At 74.4% G+C, this 21187-nt stretch carries 10 protein-coding genes; 4 read left to right on the top strand and 6 right to left on the bottom strand.

Features of this window, described 5'->3' with window-relative positions; genetic code table 11:
- Positions 1 to 52: 52 nt before the first annotated feature.
- The 4 genes from GA0070216_RS11150 to GA0070216_RS11135 are packed head-to-tail and all read right to left on the bottom strand — an operon-like array spanning position 53 to position 10798.
- Positions 53 to 349, bottom strand: a complete 297-nt coding sequence (locus GA0070216_RS11150) for an acyl carrier protein (protein ID WP_141723048.1) — start codon at positions 347 to 349, stop codon at positions 53 to 55.
- Entirely contained in the window at positions 349 to 3603 is a 3255-nt protein-coding gene (locus GA0070216_RS11145; protein WP_091243468.1) for a non-ribosomal peptide synthetase, read from the bottom strand. The genes GA0070216_RS11150 and GA0070216_RS11145 overlap by 1 nt, the downstream gene beginning before the upstream one ends.
- Before the next feature lie 23 nt (positions 3604 to 3626).
- On the bottom strand, positions 3627 to 5135 hold the full coding sequence (locus tag GA0070216_RS11140) for a class I adenylate-forming enzyme family protein (protein WP_245722430.1): 1509 nt from the start codon (positions 5133 to 5135) through the stop codon (positions 3627 to 3629).
- Positions 5132 to 10798: a non-ribosomal peptide synthetase/MFS transporter gene (locus tag GA0070216_RS11135; protein WP_245722429.1), complete on the bottom strand. Its 5667-nt coding sequence runs from the start codon at positions 10796 to 10798 to the stop codon at positions 5132 to 5134. Before GA0070216_RS11135 ends, GA0070216_RS11140 begins: the two co-directional genes overlap by 4 nt.
- A 138-nt stretch (positions 10799 to 10936) precedes the next feature.
- On the opposite strand from GA0070216_RS11135, the gene GA0070216_RS11125 reads away from it, so the two are divergent.
- Positions 10937 to 13861, top strand: a complete 2925-nt coding sequence (locus GA0070216_RS11125; RefSeq protein ID WP_091243465.1) for a condensation domain-containing protein — start codon at positions 10937 to 10939, stop codon at positions 13859 to 13861.
- 320 nt (positions 13862 to 14181) lie between these two features.
- On the opposite strand, the gene GA0070216_RS11120 is transcribed toward GA0070216_RS11125, so the two are convergent.
- Positions 14182 to 15261 carry an SRPBCC family protein gene (locus GA0070216_RS11120; RefSeq protein ID WP_091243461.1) on the bottom strand — a complete coding sequence of 360 codons (1080 nt, stop codon included), beginning with the start codon at positions 15259 to 15261 and terminating at the stop codon, positions 14182 to 14184.
- Positions 15262 to 15810: 549 nt separating this feature from the next.
- Here GA0070216_RS11120 and GA0070216_RS11115 point away from each other — a divergent pair.
- The 3 genes from GA0070216_RS11115 (at position 15811) to GA0070216_RS11105 (ending at position 19134) form a co-directional block, all read left to right on the top strand.
- Positions 15811 to 17208, top strand: a complete 1398-nt coding sequence (locus tag GA0070216_RS11115; protein WP_091243458.1) for an endo-1,4-beta-xylanase — start codon at positions 15811 to 15813, stop codon at positions 17206 to 17208.
- Positions 17209 to 17394: 186 nt separating this feature from the next.
- Positions 17395 to 18714, top strand: coding sequence for an extracellular catalytic domain type 1 short-chain-length polyhydroxyalkanoate depolymerase (locus GA0070216_RS11110; protein ID WP_091243456.1), 1320 nt, complete (start codon positions 17395 to 17397; stop codon positions 18712 to 18714).
- 126 nt (positions 18715 to 18840) lie between these two features.
- Positions 18841 to 19134, top strand: coding sequence for a ricin-type beta-trefoil lectin domain protein (locus GA0070216_RS11105; protein WP_245722428.1), 294 nt, complete (start codon positions 18841 to 18843; stop codon positions 19132 to 19134).
- A 214-nt stretch (positions 19135 to 19348) separates the two neighbouring features.
- Here the strand turns inward: GA0070216_RS11105 and GA0070216_RS11100 are convergent, their stop codons facing one another.
- Positions 19349 to 21178 carry an alpha-galactosidase gene (locus GA0070216_RS11100; RefSeq protein WP_091243453.1) on the bottom strand — a complete coding sequence of 610 codons (1830 nt, stop codon included), beginning with the start codon at positions 21176 to 21178 and terminating at the stop codon, positions 19349 to 19351.
- Positions 21179 to 21187: the final 9 nt, after the last annotated feature.

Raw genomic sequence — 21187 nt, 5'->3', positions numbered from 1 at the left:
CCGACACCCACCCCGGTCCGACCCCGACCCGGCACCTACCGGGCCGGGGCGGTCACCGGGCCGGGTCGGCGGTGGTCGTCGTGGTCGTGGTCGTGGTCGTGGTCGTGGTCGTGGTCGTGAGTAACGCCACCAGGTCGTCGAGGGTGTCCAGCGGACGCCCGGAACTGGTCAGCTCGACCTCGACGTCGTACTCCAGCTCGATCGCGTCGACCAGCCGCAGCAGGCCGAGGGAGTCGACGCCGAGGGCGATCATGGAGCCGCCGGCGAGCAGGTCGTCGGTCGGGACCTCGCCGCCGGTGGCCTCGCGGACCAGCTCGGCGAGCCGCCCGCGCAATGCGGTGCTGTCCATCAGGACTCCTTTCCGGACTGCCGGACGATCTCGGCGATCTCGGCGATGGTGGGGGTGTCGAAGAAGGCGTCCAGGGGCACCTCGACCCCGAGCCGCTGCTGGATCCGGCCGCTGATCCGGGTGATCGTCAGCGAGTGGCCGCCCAGGTCGAACAGGTCCTCGTGCAGGCCGATGTCGGGAATCCGCAGCACCTCCTGCCAGATCAGCCGCAGCTGCGCCACCACCGGGTCGTCGCCCGCGTCGGCCCCGGTCGGCCCGACGTCCACGGCGCTGCCGGCCCGGTCCGGGTCCATGGTGCTGCCGGCCCGGTCGGGGTCCACGGTGGCACCGGGCCGGTCCGGCCCGGTGCCGGCCAGGCGGGTCGGACCGGTGGCCGCCGGGCGGGGGAGGTCCACCGCGAGGTCCCGGGCGGCCAGGGCGGCCCGGTCGATCTTGCCGTTCGGGCTCATCGGCAGCCGGTCGAGCGGCACGAAGTCGGTCGGCAGCACGGCCTGCGGCAGACTCGTCGCCAGGTGCCGGCGCAGGTCGGCCGGCTCCGGGGCGGTGCCGGCGCGGGTCACCAGGTAGGCGACGAGCCGGGGCCCGTCGGCGTCGGGCCGCAGCACCGTCGCCGCGCCGGCCACGGCGGGATGGTCGAGCAGTCGGGCGTCGAGCTCACCCAGCTCGATCCGGTGTCCCCGGATCTTGACCTGGTCGTCGGTGCGGCCGAGGAAGTCCAGCCGCCCGTCCGGCAGGAACCGGCCGCGGTCGCCGGTGCGGTAGAGCCGCTCCCCGGGCCGCCCGAACGGGTCCGGCACGAACCGTTCGGCGGTCCGGTCGTCGCGGCCGAGGTAACCGGCGGCCAGCCCGGCACCGGCCAGGTGCAGCTCGCCGGGGACCCCGATGGGTGTGGGCCGTCCCGACCCGTCCAGCACGTACGCCCGCACGTTCGGCAGCGGTCGGCCGATGGTGACCTCGTCGGGGTCGGCGGGGAGGTCCGCCATCGTGGCGTACACCGTCGCCTCCGTCGGGCCGTACCCGTTGATCAGGCGGGTGGTGCGGGCCCGCAGGTCCCGGGCGAGGGCGACCGGCAGGGCCTCGCCGCCGGCCACCGCGACCAGCGGCGTCGGCGTGAGCCCGGCGGCGTCCGGGGCGGGTGTGCCGAGGCCCGCCTCCAGCAGCACCCGCCACCCCGACGGGGTGGCCTGGACGTGGGTCACCCCGGCGGCCCGGACCAACCGCAGCACGCCCGCGCCGTCCAGCGCGCCGACCGTCGAGGCGACGACCACCCGGCCGCCGGTGACCAGCGGCAGGAAGACCTCCACGGTGGAGATGTCGAACGACAGCGAGGTCAGGTGCAGCCACCGGTGCGTCGGGCCGCTGCCCAGCAGGTCCCGCACGCCCAGCAACAGGTTGGCCAGCGCCCCGTGCCGCACCGCCACGCCCTTGGGCCGCCCGGTCGAGCCGGAGGTGTAGAGCACGTAGGCGAGGTCGTCGGCGGTCGGCGGCGCGGCGGGGGTGGTCGGCGTGGGCGCCGGCCCGGCGAGCAGGTCGACCCCGTCGAGAGCGAGGGTGGGCCAGGCCAGTCCGGTCGCGGTGGGCGTCACGACCAGCGCGGGGGCGGCGTCGGCGAGGACGAGTTCCCGGCGGGCCGGCGGGTGCCCCGGGTCCACCGGCAGGTACGCGGCGCGGCGGCGCAGCACCGCCAGCAGGGTGACCACCGCCTGCCAGGACCGGTCCAGCGCGACCGCGACGAGCGCCCCCGGCCCGACCCCCCGCCGGCCGAGCAGCGCAGCCAGCCGGTCGGCGGCGGCGTCGAGCTGGGCGTAGCTGAGGGTCCGGGCGCCGTCGACCACGGCCGGCGCGTCCGGGTCGGCGGCGACCCGGGCGGCGAACAGGGTGGGCACGCTCGCCCCCTCGGGGTACGCCCGACCGGTGTCGTTCCACTCCCGGGTGACCCGGTCCAGTTCGTCGGCGGGCAGCACCGGCAGCTGCGCCACCGGGCGGTCGGGGTCGGTGACCGCGGCGGCGAGCAGGGTGCACAGGTGTGCGCCGATCCGGCGTACCGCTTCGGTGTCGATCGCCGCCGGGCTGTGCTGGAGGCTGACCGTGAGGCCGGTGGGGGCGTCCACGATCTGCACGTGCAGGGCGTTGCGGGCCGCGCCGCAGAACAGCGTCCAGTCGACCTCGCCGGCCACCCCGGGGAAGGTCGGCTCCCCGCCGCGCCGCCGGTAGCCGACGCTGACCGGGGTCACCGCCGGGGCGGGCCGCAGGCCGGGCACGGCCTGGGCCAGTGGCACTGCCCGGTACCGGTACACCTCGCGCAGCCGGTCCCGGACGGCGCGGGCATGCGCGCGGAACGTGCCGTCGGCCGGGTCGACGGCGACCGGCAGTTCGTTGACGAACAGTCCGATCCGGTCGGCCTGGTCCGGGGCCCGGGTCGACAGCGCCACCCCGACCGGCGTGCCCCGGTTGCCGTACCGCCCGAGCAGGGCGTGCAGCGCGGCGAACAGCAGCTCGAACCGGGTGACCCCGATCGACCGGGCGGCCGCGTCGACGCCGTCGACCACGCCGGTGGGCAGCGCGACCTCGACGGCGACGCCGGGCTCCGCACCGCTGGGCAGTCGGCGCAGGCCGGGCAGGACCAGGTCGCCGGGGCCGGACCAGTGCCGGGCCCAGTGGGCGCGGGCGGCGGGCAGGTCGACGGCGACCCGCTGCTGCTCGGCCGCCGCGAGGCCCGCGTGGTCGTCGCCGGGCTGCCCCGGACCGGTGTCGGTGGCCCGCGTCGGGTCGGTGCCCCGCGTCGGGTCGGCGGACCGCGCGGCGGCGTACCCGGCGGCCAGGTCGTGGACCAGCACGTCCTTGGAGGTGCCGTCGAAGGCCAGATGGTGCGCGGTGACCAGCAGCAGGTGCGTACCGTCGGCCCCGGTCAGCAGGGTGAACCGGGCCAGCGGCCCGGCCCGCAGGTCGTACGGCCGGGCGATCTCCTCGGCGACCCGGGCGTCGGTCAGCTCCCCGAAGGTGACCGCCGGGCGGGCCTCGGCCGGCGACAGCCGGGGCGTGCCGTCCTCGTCGGTGCCGACCCGGGCGGCCAGGACCGGGTGCCGCGCGATCACCGCCGCGCACGCCGCGACGAGGGCCGCCCGGTCCAGCGCGCCGCCGAACCGGATGCCCAGCGCCATGTGGTACGCCGTGCCGGCGACCCCGGCCTGCTCGGTGAACCAGACGGCGTGCTGCGCGAAGGTCGCCTCGGCGGTGCCCACATGTTCTCCCATGGTCGTGCTGTCGGTGCGGGTGGTCAGTTGTCGAACAGGGCGGTGAGCTGCCGTTTGAGCACCTTGCCACCCTCGTTGCGGGGCAGCCGGTCCAGCAGCAGCAGCCGGGCGGGCAGTTGGTGGTCGGCCAGCCGGTCGGCGAGGAAGCCCCGCAGCACCGGCAACGTCAGCCCGGCCGCGCCGGCCTGCGGCCGGGCCACCACGGCGGCGGCCACCGCCGAACCGAGCACCGGGTGGGGCACGCCGACCACGGCCACCTCGGCGACCAGCGGGTGTTCGTGCAGGGCCGCCTCGACCTCGACGGTGGAGACCTTGAACGCACCGGTCTTGATCACGTCCTGGTGCCGGTCGGTGAGGTAGAGGTAGCCGTCGGCGTCGATCCGGCCCACGTCGCCCATCCGTACCCACCCGTCGCGGAAGGTGGCCCGGTTCGCCGCGTCGTCGCGGTAGTAGGCGCGCGGGTGCGGGGCCCGCAGCCATACGTCGCCGGTCGTCCCGGCGGGCAGCGGGTGGCCCTCGGCGTCGGCGACCATCAGCTGCCCGCCGACCGGCCGGCCGACCGCGTCCGGCCGGGCCGGGTCGTAGATCATCGTGGTCTGTGCCGGGGCGGCCTCGGTGGAGGTGTAGTAGTTGACGATCGTGGCCTGCGGAAATGCCGTGGCCAGCCGGGCCGCGACCGCCGGGGGCAGCGGCGCGGCGGTGGACCCGATCAGCTGCACACCGCTGGTGTCCCGGTCGCGCAGCGCCCCGGAGTCCAGCAACTCGATGGCGATCGACGGTACGACGAAGACGGTCCCGGTGCCGGGGGCGGCGACCAGCCGGGCGAACCGGACCGGGGTGAACCGGGGCAGGGTGAGCGCGGCGGCCTTCGCGGTCAACGCGTTGAGCAGCATGGTCTGCCCGGCGTTGGTGCCGATGGCGAAGGCGTGCAGGAACCGCTGGGAGTGGGCCAGGGCCAACCGGCGTGGGTGCTGCGGCGCACCGGCGGTGAGGTTGGCGTGCCGGGCCGCCACCCCCTTGGGTCGGCCCGTCGTGCCCGAGGTGTAGAGGATCTGCGCGAGGTCGCCGGGGTGGACGGTGGCCGGGCCGGGGTCGTCGGGGCGCCCGTCGGCACGCAGCTCGGCGTCGCTGAAGACCACCACGCCGGGCGGGGCCGGCGGGGCGGGGGTGTCGTCGCCGTGCACGACGGCGGTGGCCGCGCAGTGGGTCAGCGCGTGCCCGAGCTGCCCGGCGGCGAGCCGGTCGGACAGCGGTACGGCCACCCCACCGGCCCGCAGCACCCCGCAGTACGTCACCGCGTACCGGGTCCAGTCGCGGGCGCCGAACACCAGCCCGACCCGGTCGCCGTGGCGCAGCCCCCGGTGCCGCAGCGCGGCGGCGACGGCACGGGCACCGGCGGACCACTCGGCGAAGGTCAGCGTCGCCACCTGGTGCACCTCCACCGCCACCAGGTCCGGATGCAGCCCGGTACGCCAGTCGAGCAGTTCGGGCAGGGTACGCGGCGCAGGCGTCCCGGTGGGCGTCGTGGTCACCGCGACCCTCCCGTCGTCCCGACGCCCACCGGGGTCCGGTCGGCGGTGTCGGCCGTCCTGGCCCGGCGTTCCTCGATGCCGATCAGATCGTCCGGTGGCGCGTCGGGCACCTCGTCGTCGAACCGGGCGAGGGTGGGCGTGGCCAGCGAGACCAGCGCGGTCAGCGCGATGCACACCCCGAACAGCACATAGAGCAGCCCGTGGCCCCGGCCCGGCCCGACCCCGAGCACCACCCCGACGGTGTCGGCCAGCGCGCCGTCGGGCAGCAGCGTGGGCTCCACCATCCGGGCGGCGAACGGGGCGACGACGCCCCAGCCCAGCGGCAGGGTGGACTGGGCGACCATCTGGTTGACCGCGAACACCCGACCGTGCACTCGCGCCGGCACCTTGGTCTGGATGATCGTCTGGTAGACGCCGTTGACGATGCCCAGCGCCAGGTACATGCCGAACGCGCCGGCCCCGATGAGCAGCAGGTTCGGCCGTAGCCCGGTGACCACGGCGGCCACCGCGATGCCGAGGGTGCCCAGCAGCACCGCCCGCATCCGGCGGCGGCGGGGTCCACCCCAGAGCAGCATCACCAGTCCGCCGGTGGCCGCGCCGACCCCGCCGGTCAACGCGACGCGGGACACGTCGGTGAGGTCGGCGAAGCCGAGCACCAGGGGGGAGAGCAGGAACAGCACCGGGAACAGGAAGAAGTTCAGCGCGGCGAAGAACGCGAGCATGGCGCGGAACTCCCGACGCCGCAGCGCGTAGCGCAGCCCGGCGACGATCTCCGTGCCGATGCCCTCGCGGCGGTGCAGGGCCAACGTGCGGGGGAACCGGACGACCGCCAGCACCCCGACCGCGAACAGGTACGACGCCACGTCGATGAGCAGGATGCCGCGTAGCCCGACGGTCTCCAGCAGGGCCACGGCGAGCAGCGGCACGGTGAACTGGGTGAGGCCGACGGCGGTCTGGGTGAGGCCGTTGGCGTGCCCGAGGAACCGTTTGGGCACCAGTTGCGGCACCGCCGAGACGAAGGCGAGGCGTTGGAAGGCCAGCGCCACCGACAGCCAGCCGACCAGCGGATAGAAGTGCCACACCTCGGCCCGGTCGGTGAACACCAACCCGGCCAGCACCGCGTTGGCGCCGCCGGCGGCGACCCCGGCGAGCAGCAGGACCCGCCGCCGGCTGGTGCGGTCGATCAGCGCCCCGGCCAGCGGCGCGACCAGCAGGCCGGGCAGCAGGCCGAGCACGGCGAAGAGCGCGAACCGGGCGAGCGACCCGGTCTGCGTGTAGATCCACAGCGGAATCGCGAAGGTGGTCAGCGCGGTGCCCAGGCCGGAGACGACCTGACCGGCCGCGACCAGGCCGAAGCGGCGCAGGCTCGGCGCCGGCGTGGCCCGGCCCGGCTCCCCGCCGGCCACCGCGCCGCCCCCGCCGGCTGCCGGCGGGTCGGACGTCGGTGGCCCGTCGGCGGTCCGGCGGGAGACGGCGGCGAGCTGCCAGGCGGGTGGCGTGGCGTCCGGTCCGGTCGGGGCCGGCCGGGGTGGCGCGTCGAGCCGCCGGTGCACGTCCGTGACGATCTCGGCCAGTTCACCGGCCCGGTACTTGAGGAAGTAGTGCCCACCCTCGTCGACCACGGCGAGGGCGGTGCGGTCACTGAGGAAGTGCCACTCCCGGTAGCGCTCCTCGTGGTAGTCGGTGCTGCGGTCCCGCTCGCCGACCACGGAGACGACCGGCGCGCGCAGCGGGGTGACCCGCTGGCGCATCAGGTCGGTGAAGTAGTCCTCGGCGACCCGGGCGTCGTGCCGCATCGCCCGGACCAGGAAGCGGACCTCGTCGGGGGCGAGCGAGCCGACGGCGGTGCCCTGCGCCTGCAACCAGGTGCGGTAGATCCGGTCGCTGCGCAGCCGCTCGGCCAGCCGCAGCCGCAGCAGCGGCCCGAGCGGGCCGTCGGCGGGCCGGGCGAACGGGAACACCGCGCCGAGGTACACCGCCAGCAGGTCCCGGCCGGCGGCCTCCAGCCGGCGGGCGATCTCCACGGCCAGCGCCCCGCCGGGCCCGCAGTGCCCGTACAGGATCAGTGGGCCGGCGACCCGGGCCAGCACCTCCGCGACGACGTCGGCGGCGACGTCGGCGATCGGCGCGGGGTCGTCGGCGAGGCCGATGTCATGTCCGGGTACGGCCACCGACAGCAGCCGGTACCCGGCCGGCAGCGCGTCGGCCAGCGGCTGGTACACCACCGCGCTGCCCCCGCCGTACGGGACGCAGACCAGGGTGGCGGTCCGGTCGGCGGCGGGCACCGGCGGGGTCAGCTCGTGCAGCAGCCCGGCCCGGCCGGCGTCGGGCCCGGCGACGAGACCGGCCAGCTCGCGTACGGTGCGGTGGCGGAACAGGTCCATCACGCTGACCGCCGGCGGAGTGCCGTCGGTGACGGCGGGTAGCTCCCGGCGCAGCCGGGCCACCACCCGGGTGGCCAGCAGCGAGTGCCCGCCCAGGTCGAAGAAGTCGTCGGTGACGCCGACCTCGGGCACCCCGAGCACGGCCCGCCAGACCTCGGCCACCAGGGTCTCCACCGGCCCGACCGGTGGCACCCGCGCGCCGGTCAACTCGTCGGCACCGGGCTCGGGCAGGGCCCGCCGGTCCACCTTCCCGTGCTCCTGCAACGGCAGCCGGTCCAGCACCACCCAGCGGGTGGGCACCATGTGGTCGGGCAGCCGGTCGGCGAGCAGGCGGCGGCACTGCGTAGGGTCCGACCCGTCCGCGCCCGCCTCCGGCTCCAGGTACGCCACCAGCCGCTCGTCGCGCAGCAGCACCGCCGCCTGGCGTACCCCCGGGCAGTCCCGCAGCGCGGCCTCGACCTCGCCCAACTCGACCCGGTAACCGCGGATCTTGACCTGGTGGTCGCGGCGGCCGAGGAACATCAGCTCCCCGTCGGCCCGCCAACGGCCCAGGTCACCGGTGCGGTACAGCCGCGCGCCCGGCGGCCCGTACGGGTCGGGCACGAACCGGTCGGCGGTCAGGCCGGGCCGGTGCAGGTAACCCCGGGCGAGCCGGTCCCCGCCGAGGTACAGCTCACCGGGGACCCCCACCGGCACCGGGCGCATCCGCGCGTCGAGCACGTGCACCGAGGCGTACGGCAGCGGCCGGCCGGTCGGCACCGCCCCGGTGTCCGGCCCGTCGGCCGGCACCCGGTAGGTGGCCACGCCGACGGTGGCCTCGGTGGGCCCGTAGTGGTTGAACACCCGGGCCGGGCCGGCCGCGAGCGGGGCGATCCGCTCCAGGTCGGACGCCTCACCGCCGAGGATCAGCGCACGGGCCGGCAGCAGCTCGTCCGGTGCGGTGTCGGCGGCCAGCGCGGCCAGGTGCGACGGGGTGATCTTCAGGTAGTCGATCCGTTCGGCACGCAGCCGGGCGGCGAGTTCGGCGCCGGTGCCCCGCCGGGGGAGCAGGTGCACCGTGCCGCCGGTGGCCAGTGCCAGGTAGAACACGGTGACGGCGAAGTCGAACGACATCGACTGCAACAGGCCGTACCGGGCGGCCGGGGCGACCCCGAACCGGTCCGCCACCCCGTCGAGATAGCGCAGCACCGGCCGGTGCGGCACGGCCACCCCCTTCGGGGTGCCGGTCGAGCCGGAGGTGTAGATGACGTAGGCCAGGTCGTCACCGCGTACCCCGGTCGCCGGTGGGTCGTCCGGTGCGGCAGCGATCTCGGCGGCGATCTCGTCCAGGCAGCTCGCCGCCGTCCCGGTGGGCAGCCGGTCGTGCAGTTCCGCGCTGGTCAGGACGACGGACGGCCGGGCGTCGGCGAGCATCAGGCCCAGCCGGGCGGCGGGCTGCTCCGGGTCCAGCGGCAGGTACGCGCCGCCGGCCCGCAGCACCCCGAGCAGCGTCACGGCCAGCTCGACCGACTGCTCCAGCAGCACCCCGACCAGCCGGTCCGGGCCGACCCCCCGGGCCCGCAGCCAGTGGGCGAGCCGGTTGGCCCGCCGGTCCAGCTCCCGGTAGCTGATCCGGTCGGTGTCGCAGACCACGGCCGGCGCGTCCGGGGTGGCGGCGACGTGCGGGGCGATCAGGTCGGCCAGGGTGACCGCCGCCCCGGTGACTCCGCTGCCGGGCACGGTGCGGTCGTGGGGCGGCAGCTCGCGGGCCTGGCCCTGGGTGCGGCCGGCCGGAGCCGGCGGCACCTCCGGAGTGGGCGGTGCCCCCGGAACGGCCTGCGCCTCCGGGGCCTGCGGTGCCGGGGCCTGCGGTGCCGCCGGGACGCCGGCGAGGGTCAGCATCCGGTCCCGTTCGGCCGGGCCGAGCAGGTCCAGGTCGACGATCGGCCGGTCCGGGTGGGCGACCGCGGCGCGCAGCAGGGTCTGGAAGGCGGCGGCCAGCCGGTCCACGGTGGCGGCGTCGAACAGGTCGGTGTGGTAGACGAACATGCCGCGTAGTCCGTCGGCGGTCTCCCCGACGTACAGCGACAGGTCGAAGCGGGCGCTGGCGGCGTCGGTGCCGACGCCCTCGACGTCCAGCCCGGTCGGCCACCGGCCGCCGCTGCGGGCGTAGTTCTGCAGGGTGAACAGCACCTGGAACACCGGGGCGCGGGTCACGTCCCGGGTGACGTTGAGCTCCTTGACCAGGCGTTCGAACGGGATCTCCTGGTGGGCCAGGGCGCGCACGACGGTGCCACGGGTACGCCGCAGCAGGGTGGTGAAGCTCGGCTCGGCGGCGGTCGTCGGGTCCGGGGCGAGGTCGGCACGCAGGGCCAGGGTGTTGACGAACAGGCCGACGAGGTTCTCCAGCTCCGGGACGACCCGGCCGGCCACCGGGGAGCCGACGGCGAAGTCCCGCTGTCCGCTGTAGCGGAACAGCACGGCCTGGAGCCCGGTGAGCAGGGTCATGTAGAGGGTGGTCCGGTGGGCCCGGCCGAGTCGGCGCAGACCGTCGGTGAGCTCGGCGTCGACGGTGAACCGGTGGCTCCCGCCGGCGTACGACTGCACGGCCGGCCGGGGGCGGTCGGTGGGCAGTTCCAGCGCGGGCACATCGGCCAGCGCGCGGGTCCAGTGGGCGAACCCGTCCCCGGTGGCCGGCCCGTCGAGGCGGTCCCGCTGCCAGCCGGCGTAGTCGACGTACCGGGTGGTCGGCGGGGCGGGCGGGTCGCCGCCGTCGCGGAGCGCGGCGTAGCCGGCGGCGATCTCGCCGAGCAGCAGGTCCAGCGACCAGCCGTCGCTGACGATGTGGTGCATCGCCAGGTGCAGGAGGTGGTCGGTGTCGGCCAGCCGGACGACGAGGGCCCGCAGCAGCGGCGCGGCGGTGAGATCGAACGGGGTGCGGACGGAGTCGGCGACCAGGGCGTGGGCGGCGTCCTCGGTCGCCACGGCGGTGACGGTGACCGGCACCCACACCTCGGGCAGCACCGTCACGACGGGTTCCCCGTCGGCGCTCTCGGTGAACCGCATGCGCAGGCTGTCGTGCCGGGCGGCGGTGGCGTCCAGGGTGGCGCGCAGCAGGTCGACGTCGCACGCCCCGCGCAGCCGTACGGTCGAGTGGACGACGTACGCGGCGGTGCCGGGGGAGAGCTGTTCGGTGAACCAGATCCGTTCCTGACCGAATGACAGGCGCGGATTTCCGGTGGCGCGGGGGACGGTGGAATGCGGCGGGGCGGCCCGCGACGGTACGTCAACGTTGGTCACGCGGGGCCTTCTCAAAGCGGTGCGGGCAGTGGCCAGTAGTCTGCACGTCGGGCCCGAACCGTCGGATCGGCTGATCGGTCCACTATGGAAAGCACGAAAGAGCGATTCGGCGACGAACGTCGCGTCGTACGGTCGGGAATGCGATTCGTTGACGTGGTGGTGCCCGCGGAATGGGCGTCGGAGACGCTGGTCCACGCCGAGTTCTCGGGCGACGGGGCCGGGCTGTCGCCGTTGACCTGGGCCCAGCGGGTGATGTGGCGGTCGATCGCCCGCAACGGTGCGAATCACGTCTTCCTCAACCTGCGCCGTACCGTGCCGGTGTCCGCCCGGGCGGGGGCGGAGGTGCCCGCCGTCGCCCGCGCGGTGGGCGCGTTGGTCGGCCGGCACGGCTCACTGCGTACCAGGGTCCGGGTCGTCGGCGGCGAGCCGCGCCAGGAGACGGCGGCGGCCGGGGTGCTGCCGCTGCTGGTCTGCGTCGGGGCGCAGGACGGTGCCGAGGCGGCGCGGGACACCGCCGGCCGGCTCGGCGACGTCGCGTTCGACCACGCCGCCGAGTGGCCGTTGCGGGTCGCGCTGGTGACCGTCGCCGACCGGGTACGGCAGGTCGTGGTGGTGTTCAGCCACTCCACGGTGGACGCGCACGCCGCCGAGACGGTGCTGCGGGAGCTGCGGCTGATCATGCTGCGCGGCGGCCTGCCCACCCCGGCCGGCCCGCAGTCGGTGGACGTGGCGCGGTGGCAGCACGACGCCGACCGGGGTCGCTCGGCCCGATCGATCGGGCACTGGCTGCGGGAGTGGGACCGGCTGCCGACGCCGCTGCCACTGCCGACGTCGCCGCTGCCGGCGGCGGGGCCGGGCCTGACCCCGCCGTGGCGTCGGGGGGTGCTGGTCTCCTCGGCCGTCGACACGGCCACCCGGCTGATCGCCGCCCGGCACCGGGTCAGCGGCTCCGCGGTGTTGCTGGCCGGGGTGGCGGCGATGGCCACGGGCCGTCACGAACGGGACCGTTGCGGCCTATTCCCGATGGCCCACAATCGGTTTCGCACCGAGTACGCGAATGCCGTCGCCAATCTCGGTCAGATCGGTTTCGGCGTGCTGGATTTGTCCGGTCGCCCCCATTTCGGGGAGCTGTTGTCCCGGGTGTGGAGCGCCTCCCTGGACGGGCTGCGGCACGCGTATTACGACCCGGTCGCGCTTCGGCACGCATTCGAGGAACGGGGGGTCGACCCGGCGTCGGCGTTCGCACCGCACTACTACTTCAACGACGTCCGGTTGCCGGTCGGCGGCGTCGACCGGGTGCCGGCGGTGACCCAGGACGAGTTGCGGGCCGCCACGGGCCGCAGCACCTTCTCCTGGACCGCAGGGCTCGACCAGGCGTCCTGGCACCTGCTGACCCACGTGGTCGACGAGCCGGCCGGGGTGGGTGTCACACTCACGGTCGACACCCGGCACCGCACGCTGGACGACGTCGAACCGTTCCTGCGCGGGTTGGAGGAGTTGCTGGTGGAGGCCGCATTCCACGAGGTGCCCTGGCCCTGGTCGCCCGCCACCGCCACCGCCGCGCCCACCGCCGCCCTGCCGGTCGTCGCCCCGCCGCCCGCGACCGCCGCACCCGCCACCGCCCCGCCGGTCGCCGCCGCGCCCACCACCGCCCGGCTGGTCGTCGGCGGCGGGCTGACGTACGCCGAGTTCCACGGGGGTCGGGACGCGACGGCCCCACTGACCTGGGGGCAGCGGGCGATGTGGCGGACGGTGGCGGAGTTCGTGGCCCCCGCCGCCTACCGGGTGCTCACCCTGCCCCGCACCCTGGCGGTGTCGGTGCGGGCCGGGGTGGACGTGCCCCGGGCGGTCCGGGCGGTGGGTGCGCTGGTCGCCCGGCACGAGTCGCTGCGCACCCGGGTCCGCCCGCACGACGGGGAACTGTGCCAGCAGGCGTCGGCGGCCGGACGGCTGCCCGTCGGGGTGCACGCCGTGCCCCGGGCGGTCGACGACCCGGACGGCGCGGCGGCGGCGGCGGAGCTGGCCGCGCAGCTGTCCGGATCGCCCTTCGATCACGCGGTGGAGTATCCGCTGCGGGTCGCGCTGGTCACCGTGGACGATCGGGTCCGGCAGATCGTGCTGGTGTTCAGCCACTGCGCCGTCGACTTCCACGCCGCCACGACCGTGCTGCGGGATCTGCGGGTGCTGCTGCTGCGCGGGTCGCTGGACAGCCCGCCCGGCCTCCAGTCGCTGGATCTCGCCGCGCGGGAGCGTACGACCGGGCTGCGGCGTTCGCAGCGGGCGGTGGCGTACTGGGTCCGGCAGTTCACCGGTCTGCCGATGAACCTGGCCGACCCGGTCGGGTCGGGCTCGACGCCCCGCTACCGGCAGGGCTCGCTGGTCTCCCCGGCAGCCCACCACGCGGGGCGGCTGGTCGCCGCCCGGCACGGCGTCAGCACCTCGACCGTCCTGGTGGCCGCGACCGCCGCCGTGCTGACCGGGGACGGTGGGCAGGACGCCTGCGGGATCGTGGTGATGGCGAACAACCGTTTCCCACCCGGGTACGACCACGCGGTCGCCACCCTGAACCAGATCGGGCTCTGCCGCCTCGACCTGGCCGACCGGCCCGACTTCGCCGAGCTGCTGTCCCGGGCCGGACGGGCGAGCCTGGACGCCTACCGGCACGCCTACTACGACCCGGCCGAGTTCGAGCGCGCCTTCACCGACCTGGGGCACGACCACCGCAGCGTGCTGGCCCCGCTCTGCTACCTCAACGACACCCGGCTCGCCTCCGAGGTGGACCCGGGCGCGGTCGGCCCGGACGAGGCCGCCCTGCGGGGGATGGTGACGCCCGGGGCGGTGCGCTGGGTGGGGGAGTTGGACCGGTTCGCGTGGCGCTGCCGGGTGCAGGTGCGCGACGCCCCCGGCGCGGTGGAGCTGGTCGTCACCGCCGACACCCGTTACCTTCCCGCCGAGCGGGCCGAGCGGTTGCTGTCCGGCGTCGAGGCGCTGCTGGTGGAGGCGGCCTTCCACGAGGTGCCCTGGCCGTGGTCGCCGACGGTCCGCGCCGCGCCGGCCGGCTGACCTGCGCCCCGCCGCGCCGGCCGGCTGACCTGCGCAGCGGGGCGTCGCGGGCGATGAGCTGCGACGCCCCGCCTGCGGTCAGGCCGGGCTGCCGGTGACCGTGCTTCCGGACTTCGTGATCCGCTACGTCCTCTGCGTGCCGCTCCAGACGCGCCGTTGAGGTTGACGGTGAGCGCGACCACCCTCACCGTCCGGCAGAGCACCGCACCGCCGGCGCCCTGAGCGGACGGCGCCCGGCGGCGGGCCACACCGACCCGGCCGGTGCCCGGTCCGGCGGGCGGCTGTCCGTGCGGGGACCGCGCTGTCCGGCCGGCGTCGGCTCACAGGCCGGCGCAGGGGCGCTCGTCGACCGTGCAGCCCTGCGGCGTCTTGGTGACCGGATCGGCGGTACGGACGTCGAACCGGATGGCCTGGGCCCCGCCCGCCGGGACGGCCGGCCCGGTGAAGGTGACCGACTGCCCGTCCTGTCGCCAGTCGGCCCCGGTCACCTCGGCGGCCGAGTTGCCCCGGGGCAGGGTGACGACCACCGTCCAGCCCGAGGCCGGCGTCCCGCCCGGATTGTCGACCACCACCTCGCCGGTGTACCCGAAGACCCGGGTCGAGACGGTCTCGTAGCGGGCACCCACCGGGTCCGGGGCCGACGGGGACGCCGAGGGCGTACGCGACGGGGTCGGCGAGGGGGTCCGGCTCGGCCGGGCGCTGCTCGGCGTGGTGGTCGGGGTCGGGCGTGGGGTCACGGCGGACCGGGTCGGGTCGGGCGCGACGGCCGACCGGGCCGGCGGAGGCACCGGGTCCGCCGCGGTCTCGGCCGGCGGCCCACCCGGCAGCAGGGCCCACCCCGCCAGCCCGAGGGTCAGCGCCGCCGCGCCCGAGCCGGCAACAACCCAGGTGGTACGACGACGGGTCGGCCGCCGGTCGAGATCGGCGATCAGGGCCACCGGCAGTACGGCGGTCGGCGCGGCACTGTCCCGTCGCAGGTCGACCTGCTGGAAGGCCAGCCAGTCGAGCAGCGCGGGCAGCCGTCCGGCCAGCGACTGCCGGTAGCACTCCTCGCGGCGCGTACCTCGTTCGGCAGGCCAGTCGCCGTGCTCCACGGTCTCCCGGATCAGGACCCGACAACCCACCGTGGTCGGGGTGACGGCACAGGTCAGCAGGCTGCGGTCGGCACCCTCGTGGCACCGTACGACGATCAGCTCCGGTTCCCGCCGGTCGACCACCTCCACCTCGACGTCGGTCTCGAAACCGGGCAGCCCGGCCGTGCGTACCCGCCACCGGCCCGGTCCGTCGGGGATCGGTTCGGTCTCGGCGAACCAGCGGCCCAGCAGCTCCGGATCGGTCATCGCACGCCAGACCCGGTCGGCGGGGTGGGGCAGGTCGATCTGCGTGCCGATCTCGATCACGGCGAGAGACTCTACGGTCCGCGCGGCCCGGTCGCGAAGGTGGCCGACCGATCGACCCGGGGCAATCGTTACGACTTGACGAATGGCATGTTATCGCTCACAGTCGATGCGAGGACGACAGCACCTGATGGCTCACCGGGCGAGCCGCGCTGGTCGCACCTCGGATCGCGACGTCCCCCCAGGGCATGCGGGACGTCGGATCGGATTCCCATCAGCAGATTCCGGTGACGGCGTGACCGGTCCCGTACGCGTGGGGGCTGGATCATTTCGCCGAGGGCCGGCCCGGTTTCCTCGGTGAAGGAGGATCATGGCTCCCTTTTCGGGCGGCGTGCCGCTGTCGCCATCGACGGACGATCCTCTCGCCGGCCCGGGCTCCGGCTCCGGCGTCGGGGTCACCGGCGTCGCCGGCCCAGGTGGACCGCGGCGAGGCTGTCGCCGGCACCCGCAGTCGCTGGCCGGGCGGCATGCCGCGTCGGCCGTCGCGGCCCACCGCCGGAAGCGGAATCAGGCACCCCACCACCGCTGCACCCACATTGCAAAGGATGCGACATGAGACCCAAGAGAGCCCTGCTAGCGACGGCGACCCTCGCCGTCGCCGGCGCACTCACCGTCGGGATGACGCTGGCGATGGCCCCGTCCGCCAGCGCCGGCACGACCCTGCGGGCGGCGGCGGCCGAGAAGGGCCGCTACTTCGGTGCGGCGGTCGCGACGGGCAAGTTGTCGAACGGCACCTACACGACCGTGCTCAACCGCGAGTTCAACTCCGTCGTGGCCGAGAACGAGATGAAGTGGGACGCCACCGAGCCGTCCCAGGGTCGGTTCGTCTACACCGGTGGTGACCGGCTGGTCAGCCACGCCCAGGCCAACGGGATGAGCGTGCGCGGGCACGCCCTGCTGTGGTACCAGCAGCAGCCGGTCTGGGCGCAGAACATGTCCGGCAGCGCGCTGCGCAGCGCGATGATCAACCACGTCACCCAGGTCGCCACCCACTTCCGGGGCAAGATCTACGCCTGGGACGTGGTCAACGAGGCGTTCGCCGACGGCAACAGCGGCGGGCGGCGTGACTCGAACCTCCAGCGCACCGGCAACGACTGGATCGAGGCGGCGTTCCGGGCCGCCCGCACCGCCGACCCGGGCGCGAAGCTCTGCTACAACGACTACAACACCGACGGGATCAACGCGAAGTCGACGGGCATCTACAACATGGTGCGCGACTTCAAGTCCCGGGGCGTGCCGATCGACTGCGTGGGCTTCCAGTCGCACCTGGGCACCTCGCTGTCCAGCGACTACCAGGCCAACCTCCAGCGCTTCGCCGACCTCGGCGTGGAGGTCCAGATCACCGAGCTGGACGTGATGACCGGCGGCAACCAGGCCAACGTCTTCGCCGGGGTCACCCGGGCCTGCATGAACGTCTCGCGATGCACCGGCATCACCGTGTGGGGGGTGCGGGACTGCGACTCGTGGCGCGGCTCCGACAACGCCCTGCTGTTCGACTGCAACGGCAACAAGAAGCCGGCGTACGACGCCGTGCTGAACGCCCTCAACTCCGGCCCCAGCATCCCGAACCCGACGACCACGCCGCCGAGGCCGACCACCACGCCGCCGAACCCGACGACCACGCCGCCGAACCCGACGACGACTCCGCCTCCGGGTGGGGCGGGGTGTTCGGCGTCGGTGTCGGTGAATTCGTGGACGGGTGGTTTCGTGGCCACGGTGAAGGTGACCGCGGGTTCCTCGGGTACCCGGGGTTGGACGGTGGGTCTGACGTTGCCTGGTGGGACGAGTGTGACCGGGACGTGGTCGGCGTCGGCCAGTGGTAGTTCCGGGACGGTGCGGTTCACGAATGTGGACTACAACGGTCAGCTCGGTGCGGGTCAGGTCACCGAGTTCGGTTTCCAGGGCAATGGCAGTGGTGCGGGGATGACCCCGACCTGCACCGCCAGCTGATTCCCGCCGTCGGCCCGACCCGGTGTTCCCGGGTCGGGCCGACGGTCCACGGCCCGACTGGCGTGGGCCGGCTGGCGGGCCGGGGATCTCGTCCGCCCGTGCCGGGCCTCCCATGCGGAGGCCCCACCGACCGGGCAGTCGACCGAGGACGTCCCCCACCACCGACTCCCGACAGAGGAACCGTCGATGAGACCAAGAATCGCACTGCTGGCCGCGGCGCTGGCGACCGCGCTGGCGACCATGACGGCCGTGGTCACGGCCGCCACCCCGGCGTCGGCCGCGACGCTGACCCAGGTGACCAACTTCGGCACCAACCCGACCAACCTCCAGATGCACCTCTACGTCCCGGATCGGGTGGCCGCCCGGCCGGCGCTGCTGCTGGCGCTGCACTACTGCAGCGGCAGTGGCCCGGCGGTGCACTCCACCTTCGGGCTCAGTACCCTCGCCGACCGCTACGGCTACATCGTGATCTACCCGTCGGTGACCCGGAGCAGCAAGTGCTGGGACGTCTCCTCCCCGCAGGCGCTGCGGCGCGGCGGCGGCAGCGACCCCGTCGGCCTCAAGTCGATGATCGACTACGTGCGGAACCGCTACCCGGTCGACGCGAACCGGATCGGTGTCGCCGGCTTCTCCTCCGGCGCCATGATGACCAACGTGATGGCGGGGGTCTACCCGGACGTGTTCCACGCCGGGGTCAGCTCCTCCGGTGTGCCGTTCGGTTGCTTCGCCACCACCAACGGCTCGGAGTGGAACAGCGAGTGCTCCGGCGGCCGGATCGTCAGGACTCCGCAGCAGTGGGGTGACCTGGTACGCAACGCCTATCCCGGCTACACCGGCAAGCGCCCCCGGATGCAGATCTGGCACGGCACCACGGACACCACGCTGAGCTACGTCAACTTCGGCGAGCAGATCAAGCAGTGGACCAACGTGCTCGGGGTGTCCCAGACCCCCAGTGCCACCGACTACCCGCAGACCAGCGCCACCCGTACCCGCTACGGCGGCACCGGGGGCACGGCGCCGGTGGAGGCGATCAGCTTCCAGGGCTACGGCCACTCCATCCCGTTCGACGCCGCGCAGGCCGTCCGCTTCCTCGGCTTCGACACCGCGAGCCCCACCACGCCGCCGCCGAACCCGACGACCACCCCGGCCAACCCGACGACGCCGCCGAACCCGACGACCACGCCGCCGAACCCGACCACGACGCCGCCGGCTACGGGTGGGTGTTCGGCGTCGGTGTCGTTGAATTCGTGGACGGGTGGTTTCGTGGCCACGGTGAAGGTGACCGCGGGTTCCTCGGGTACGCGGGGTTGGACGGTGAGCATGACTCTGCCGGGTGGGACGAGTGTGACCGGTACGTGGTCGGCGTCGGCCAGTGGTAGTTCCGGGACGGTGCGGTTCACGAATGTGGACTACAACGGTCAGCTCGGTGCGGGTCAGGTCACCGAGTTCGGTTTCCAGGGCAACGGCAGTGGTGCGGGGATGACCCCGACCTGCACCGCCAGCTGAACGACCTGCTCCACCTGGCTCCGGGCGGAACAGACCCCCAGGGGCGTTCCGCCCGGAGCCAGGTGTCCGCCAGACAGGTCGGTGACCCGGTCCGCGTTTGACCGGGCCGGATCGTTGACCGCGCCGGTGGATCGCCGCCGACGGTCCGGCGTCGCCGTGGTCGACGCCGCACCCGTCACCCATCCCGCCGGCCGGTGCCTGGACGTCCCGTCGCAGTCGCAGTCCAACGGTACCCAGCTCGCGCTCTGGGACTGTAACAGCGGGACCAACCAGCAGTGGAACGTCAACACCGACGGCACGATCACCGGCGTGCAGTCCGGGCTGTGCCTGACGCCCCACGGGTCAGGCACGGCCAACGGCACGCTGATGGTCCTGTCGAGCTGCACCGGCGGCAACAGCCGGAAGTGGACCCGGAGCTGACCGGGTACCGGTGACACCGGCACGCCCCCGGCGCGCACCGCGCCGGGGGCGTCGCCCCGCCCGCCGGCCTGGTCCCGGCCGGGTCGGGGGTCCCGATCCGGCCCGGGGCGGTCGGCGGGTGCCGCCCCGAGGGCACCCGGGCAGACAAAGACGCAGGGCCGGGGAGCGACCCCGACCCTGCGCCTCCCTCACCGGCGGCGATCGCGCCGCCGCGTCACAGCGGGGTACGACGCCACTGCTGGTTCGTGCCGGTGCCGCAGGTCCACTGCACGACCTGCACCCCGTCGGTCAGACCGGCGTTGAGCACGTCGAGACACTTGTTGCTGTGCCGGGCGACCAACTGCACCTGACCGTCACCGACGTCCTGGAGCCGCCACTGCTGGTTGGTGCCCCCGTTGCAGGTCCACTGCACCACCCGGGCGCCGTCCGCGGTCGTGCCGGCACCGCCGGAGACGTCCAGGCACTTTCCGCTGTGGGCGCTCACCACCGTGGACCAGCCACCGCCGGCCTCCTGGAACCGCCACCGCTGGTTGGCCTGCCCGTTCGCGGCCCACTGCACGACGTTCGTGCCGTCGGCCGTCGCGGCGTTGCTGACGTCCAGCAGTTTCGCGCTGTGCCGCGCCGTCAGGGTGTACGTCGTCGGCGTCGGGGTGGTGGTCTGGGGCGTCAGCCGGTAGAGCCCGGCACCGTGGGCGGGCAGCGAGCGGCTGAACGTCCCGGTCGACGTGCCGAGGGCCGCGCCGGACCAGAGGTCGGTCGCGGTGGCCGAGCCGATGCCGAGGTCGGCCAGGTTCACCGACACGGTGGCCGCCGCACCCTCCCGGTTGAACAGCGCGACGTACCGGTCGGTGCTGTCCGGCACGTCGGCGACCCACACCTGCCGGGTGCCGCCGGTGAGTTGCCGGTTGTTGGCGCTGCGCTGGTCGACCGCGAGCACCGCGCTGTTGGTCATCAACGCCAGCTCAGACGCCCGGTTCTCCACCAGGTTGCCGCCCCACATCAGCGGCGCCCGGTTGATCACCCACAGCGACATCAGGGTGCGCTGCTCGTCCGCGCTGAGGTTCGAGTAGCGCGGCGAGCCGACCGGCCCGTACTTCGACAGCCGGCCGATCGGGATCATGTCCGGATCGGGCCAGGCCCCCGCCCTGCGGTACGGCGTCCAGTTGCGCAACTGGTCGAACAACGCGTCGACGGACGACCAGTTGTCCCACAGGTCGTTGACGATCCGCCACATGTGCGCGTTGGTCTGCACGTGCGGCCCGGCGGACAGCGGCGTGGCCCCCGGCGACAGGCTCAGCACCATCGGCCGGCCGCTGTGCTGGATCGCCAGCCGGTAACCGTCGACCTCCGACTGCCGGTAGGTCGGTGCGGCGATGTCGTCGATCTTGACGAAGTCGACGCCCCAGCCGGCCAGCAGCTGGAACACCGAGTCGAGGTACGCCTGCGCGCAGGGGTTGGCCATGTCCAACCCCCACATCAGGTTGAGCCAGGCCGCGCTGTTGCTGGCGTCGATCTGGTTGGCCCGGCAGGAGGTGCCGAGGATCGGCACGTTGTCCGCGACCGCCTGCCGGGGAATCCCCCGCATCAGGTGTACGCCGAACTTCAGCCCCTGGGCGTGCACGTGGTCGGCCAGGGGCTTGAACCCGTTGCTGCCGGTCGCCGACGGGAACCGGGTGGTGTCGGGCAGCAGCCGGCCGTTGGCGTCCATCCGGAGCCGGGGTTGCAGGTTGGCGTCCTGGTTGGGGCTGCCGTTGTGCTGGCCGGGGAAGTACCAGGCCCAGTCGACGACGATGTACTGCCAGCCGTACTGCCGCAGGTTCGCGCCCATGTAGTCGGCGTTGGCCCGGACGTCGGCCTCGGTGACGCTCCAGTTGAACGAGTCGTAACTGTTCCAGCCCATCGGTGGGGTGTCGGCGACGCCGTTGTCCCACGCCTGCGCCGGCCGGGGTGCGGCGGTGCCGACCAGGCTCGTCATGAGCAGCAGGGTCGTGACGAGCAGGACGGCCGCCCGTCGGGTCGCCGGATGGATGACATGGTGGTACATCGGGCCTCC

This window comes from Micromonospora matsumotoense (assembly GCF_900091525.1).
GTDB classification, from domain to species: domain Bacteria; phylum Actinomycetota; class Actinomycetes; order Mycobacteriales; family Micromonosporaceae; genus Micromonospora; species Micromonospora matsumotoensis.
Note: the sequence above shows the minus strand (reverse complement) of the source record. Positions and strands in the feature narration are given on the sequence as shown.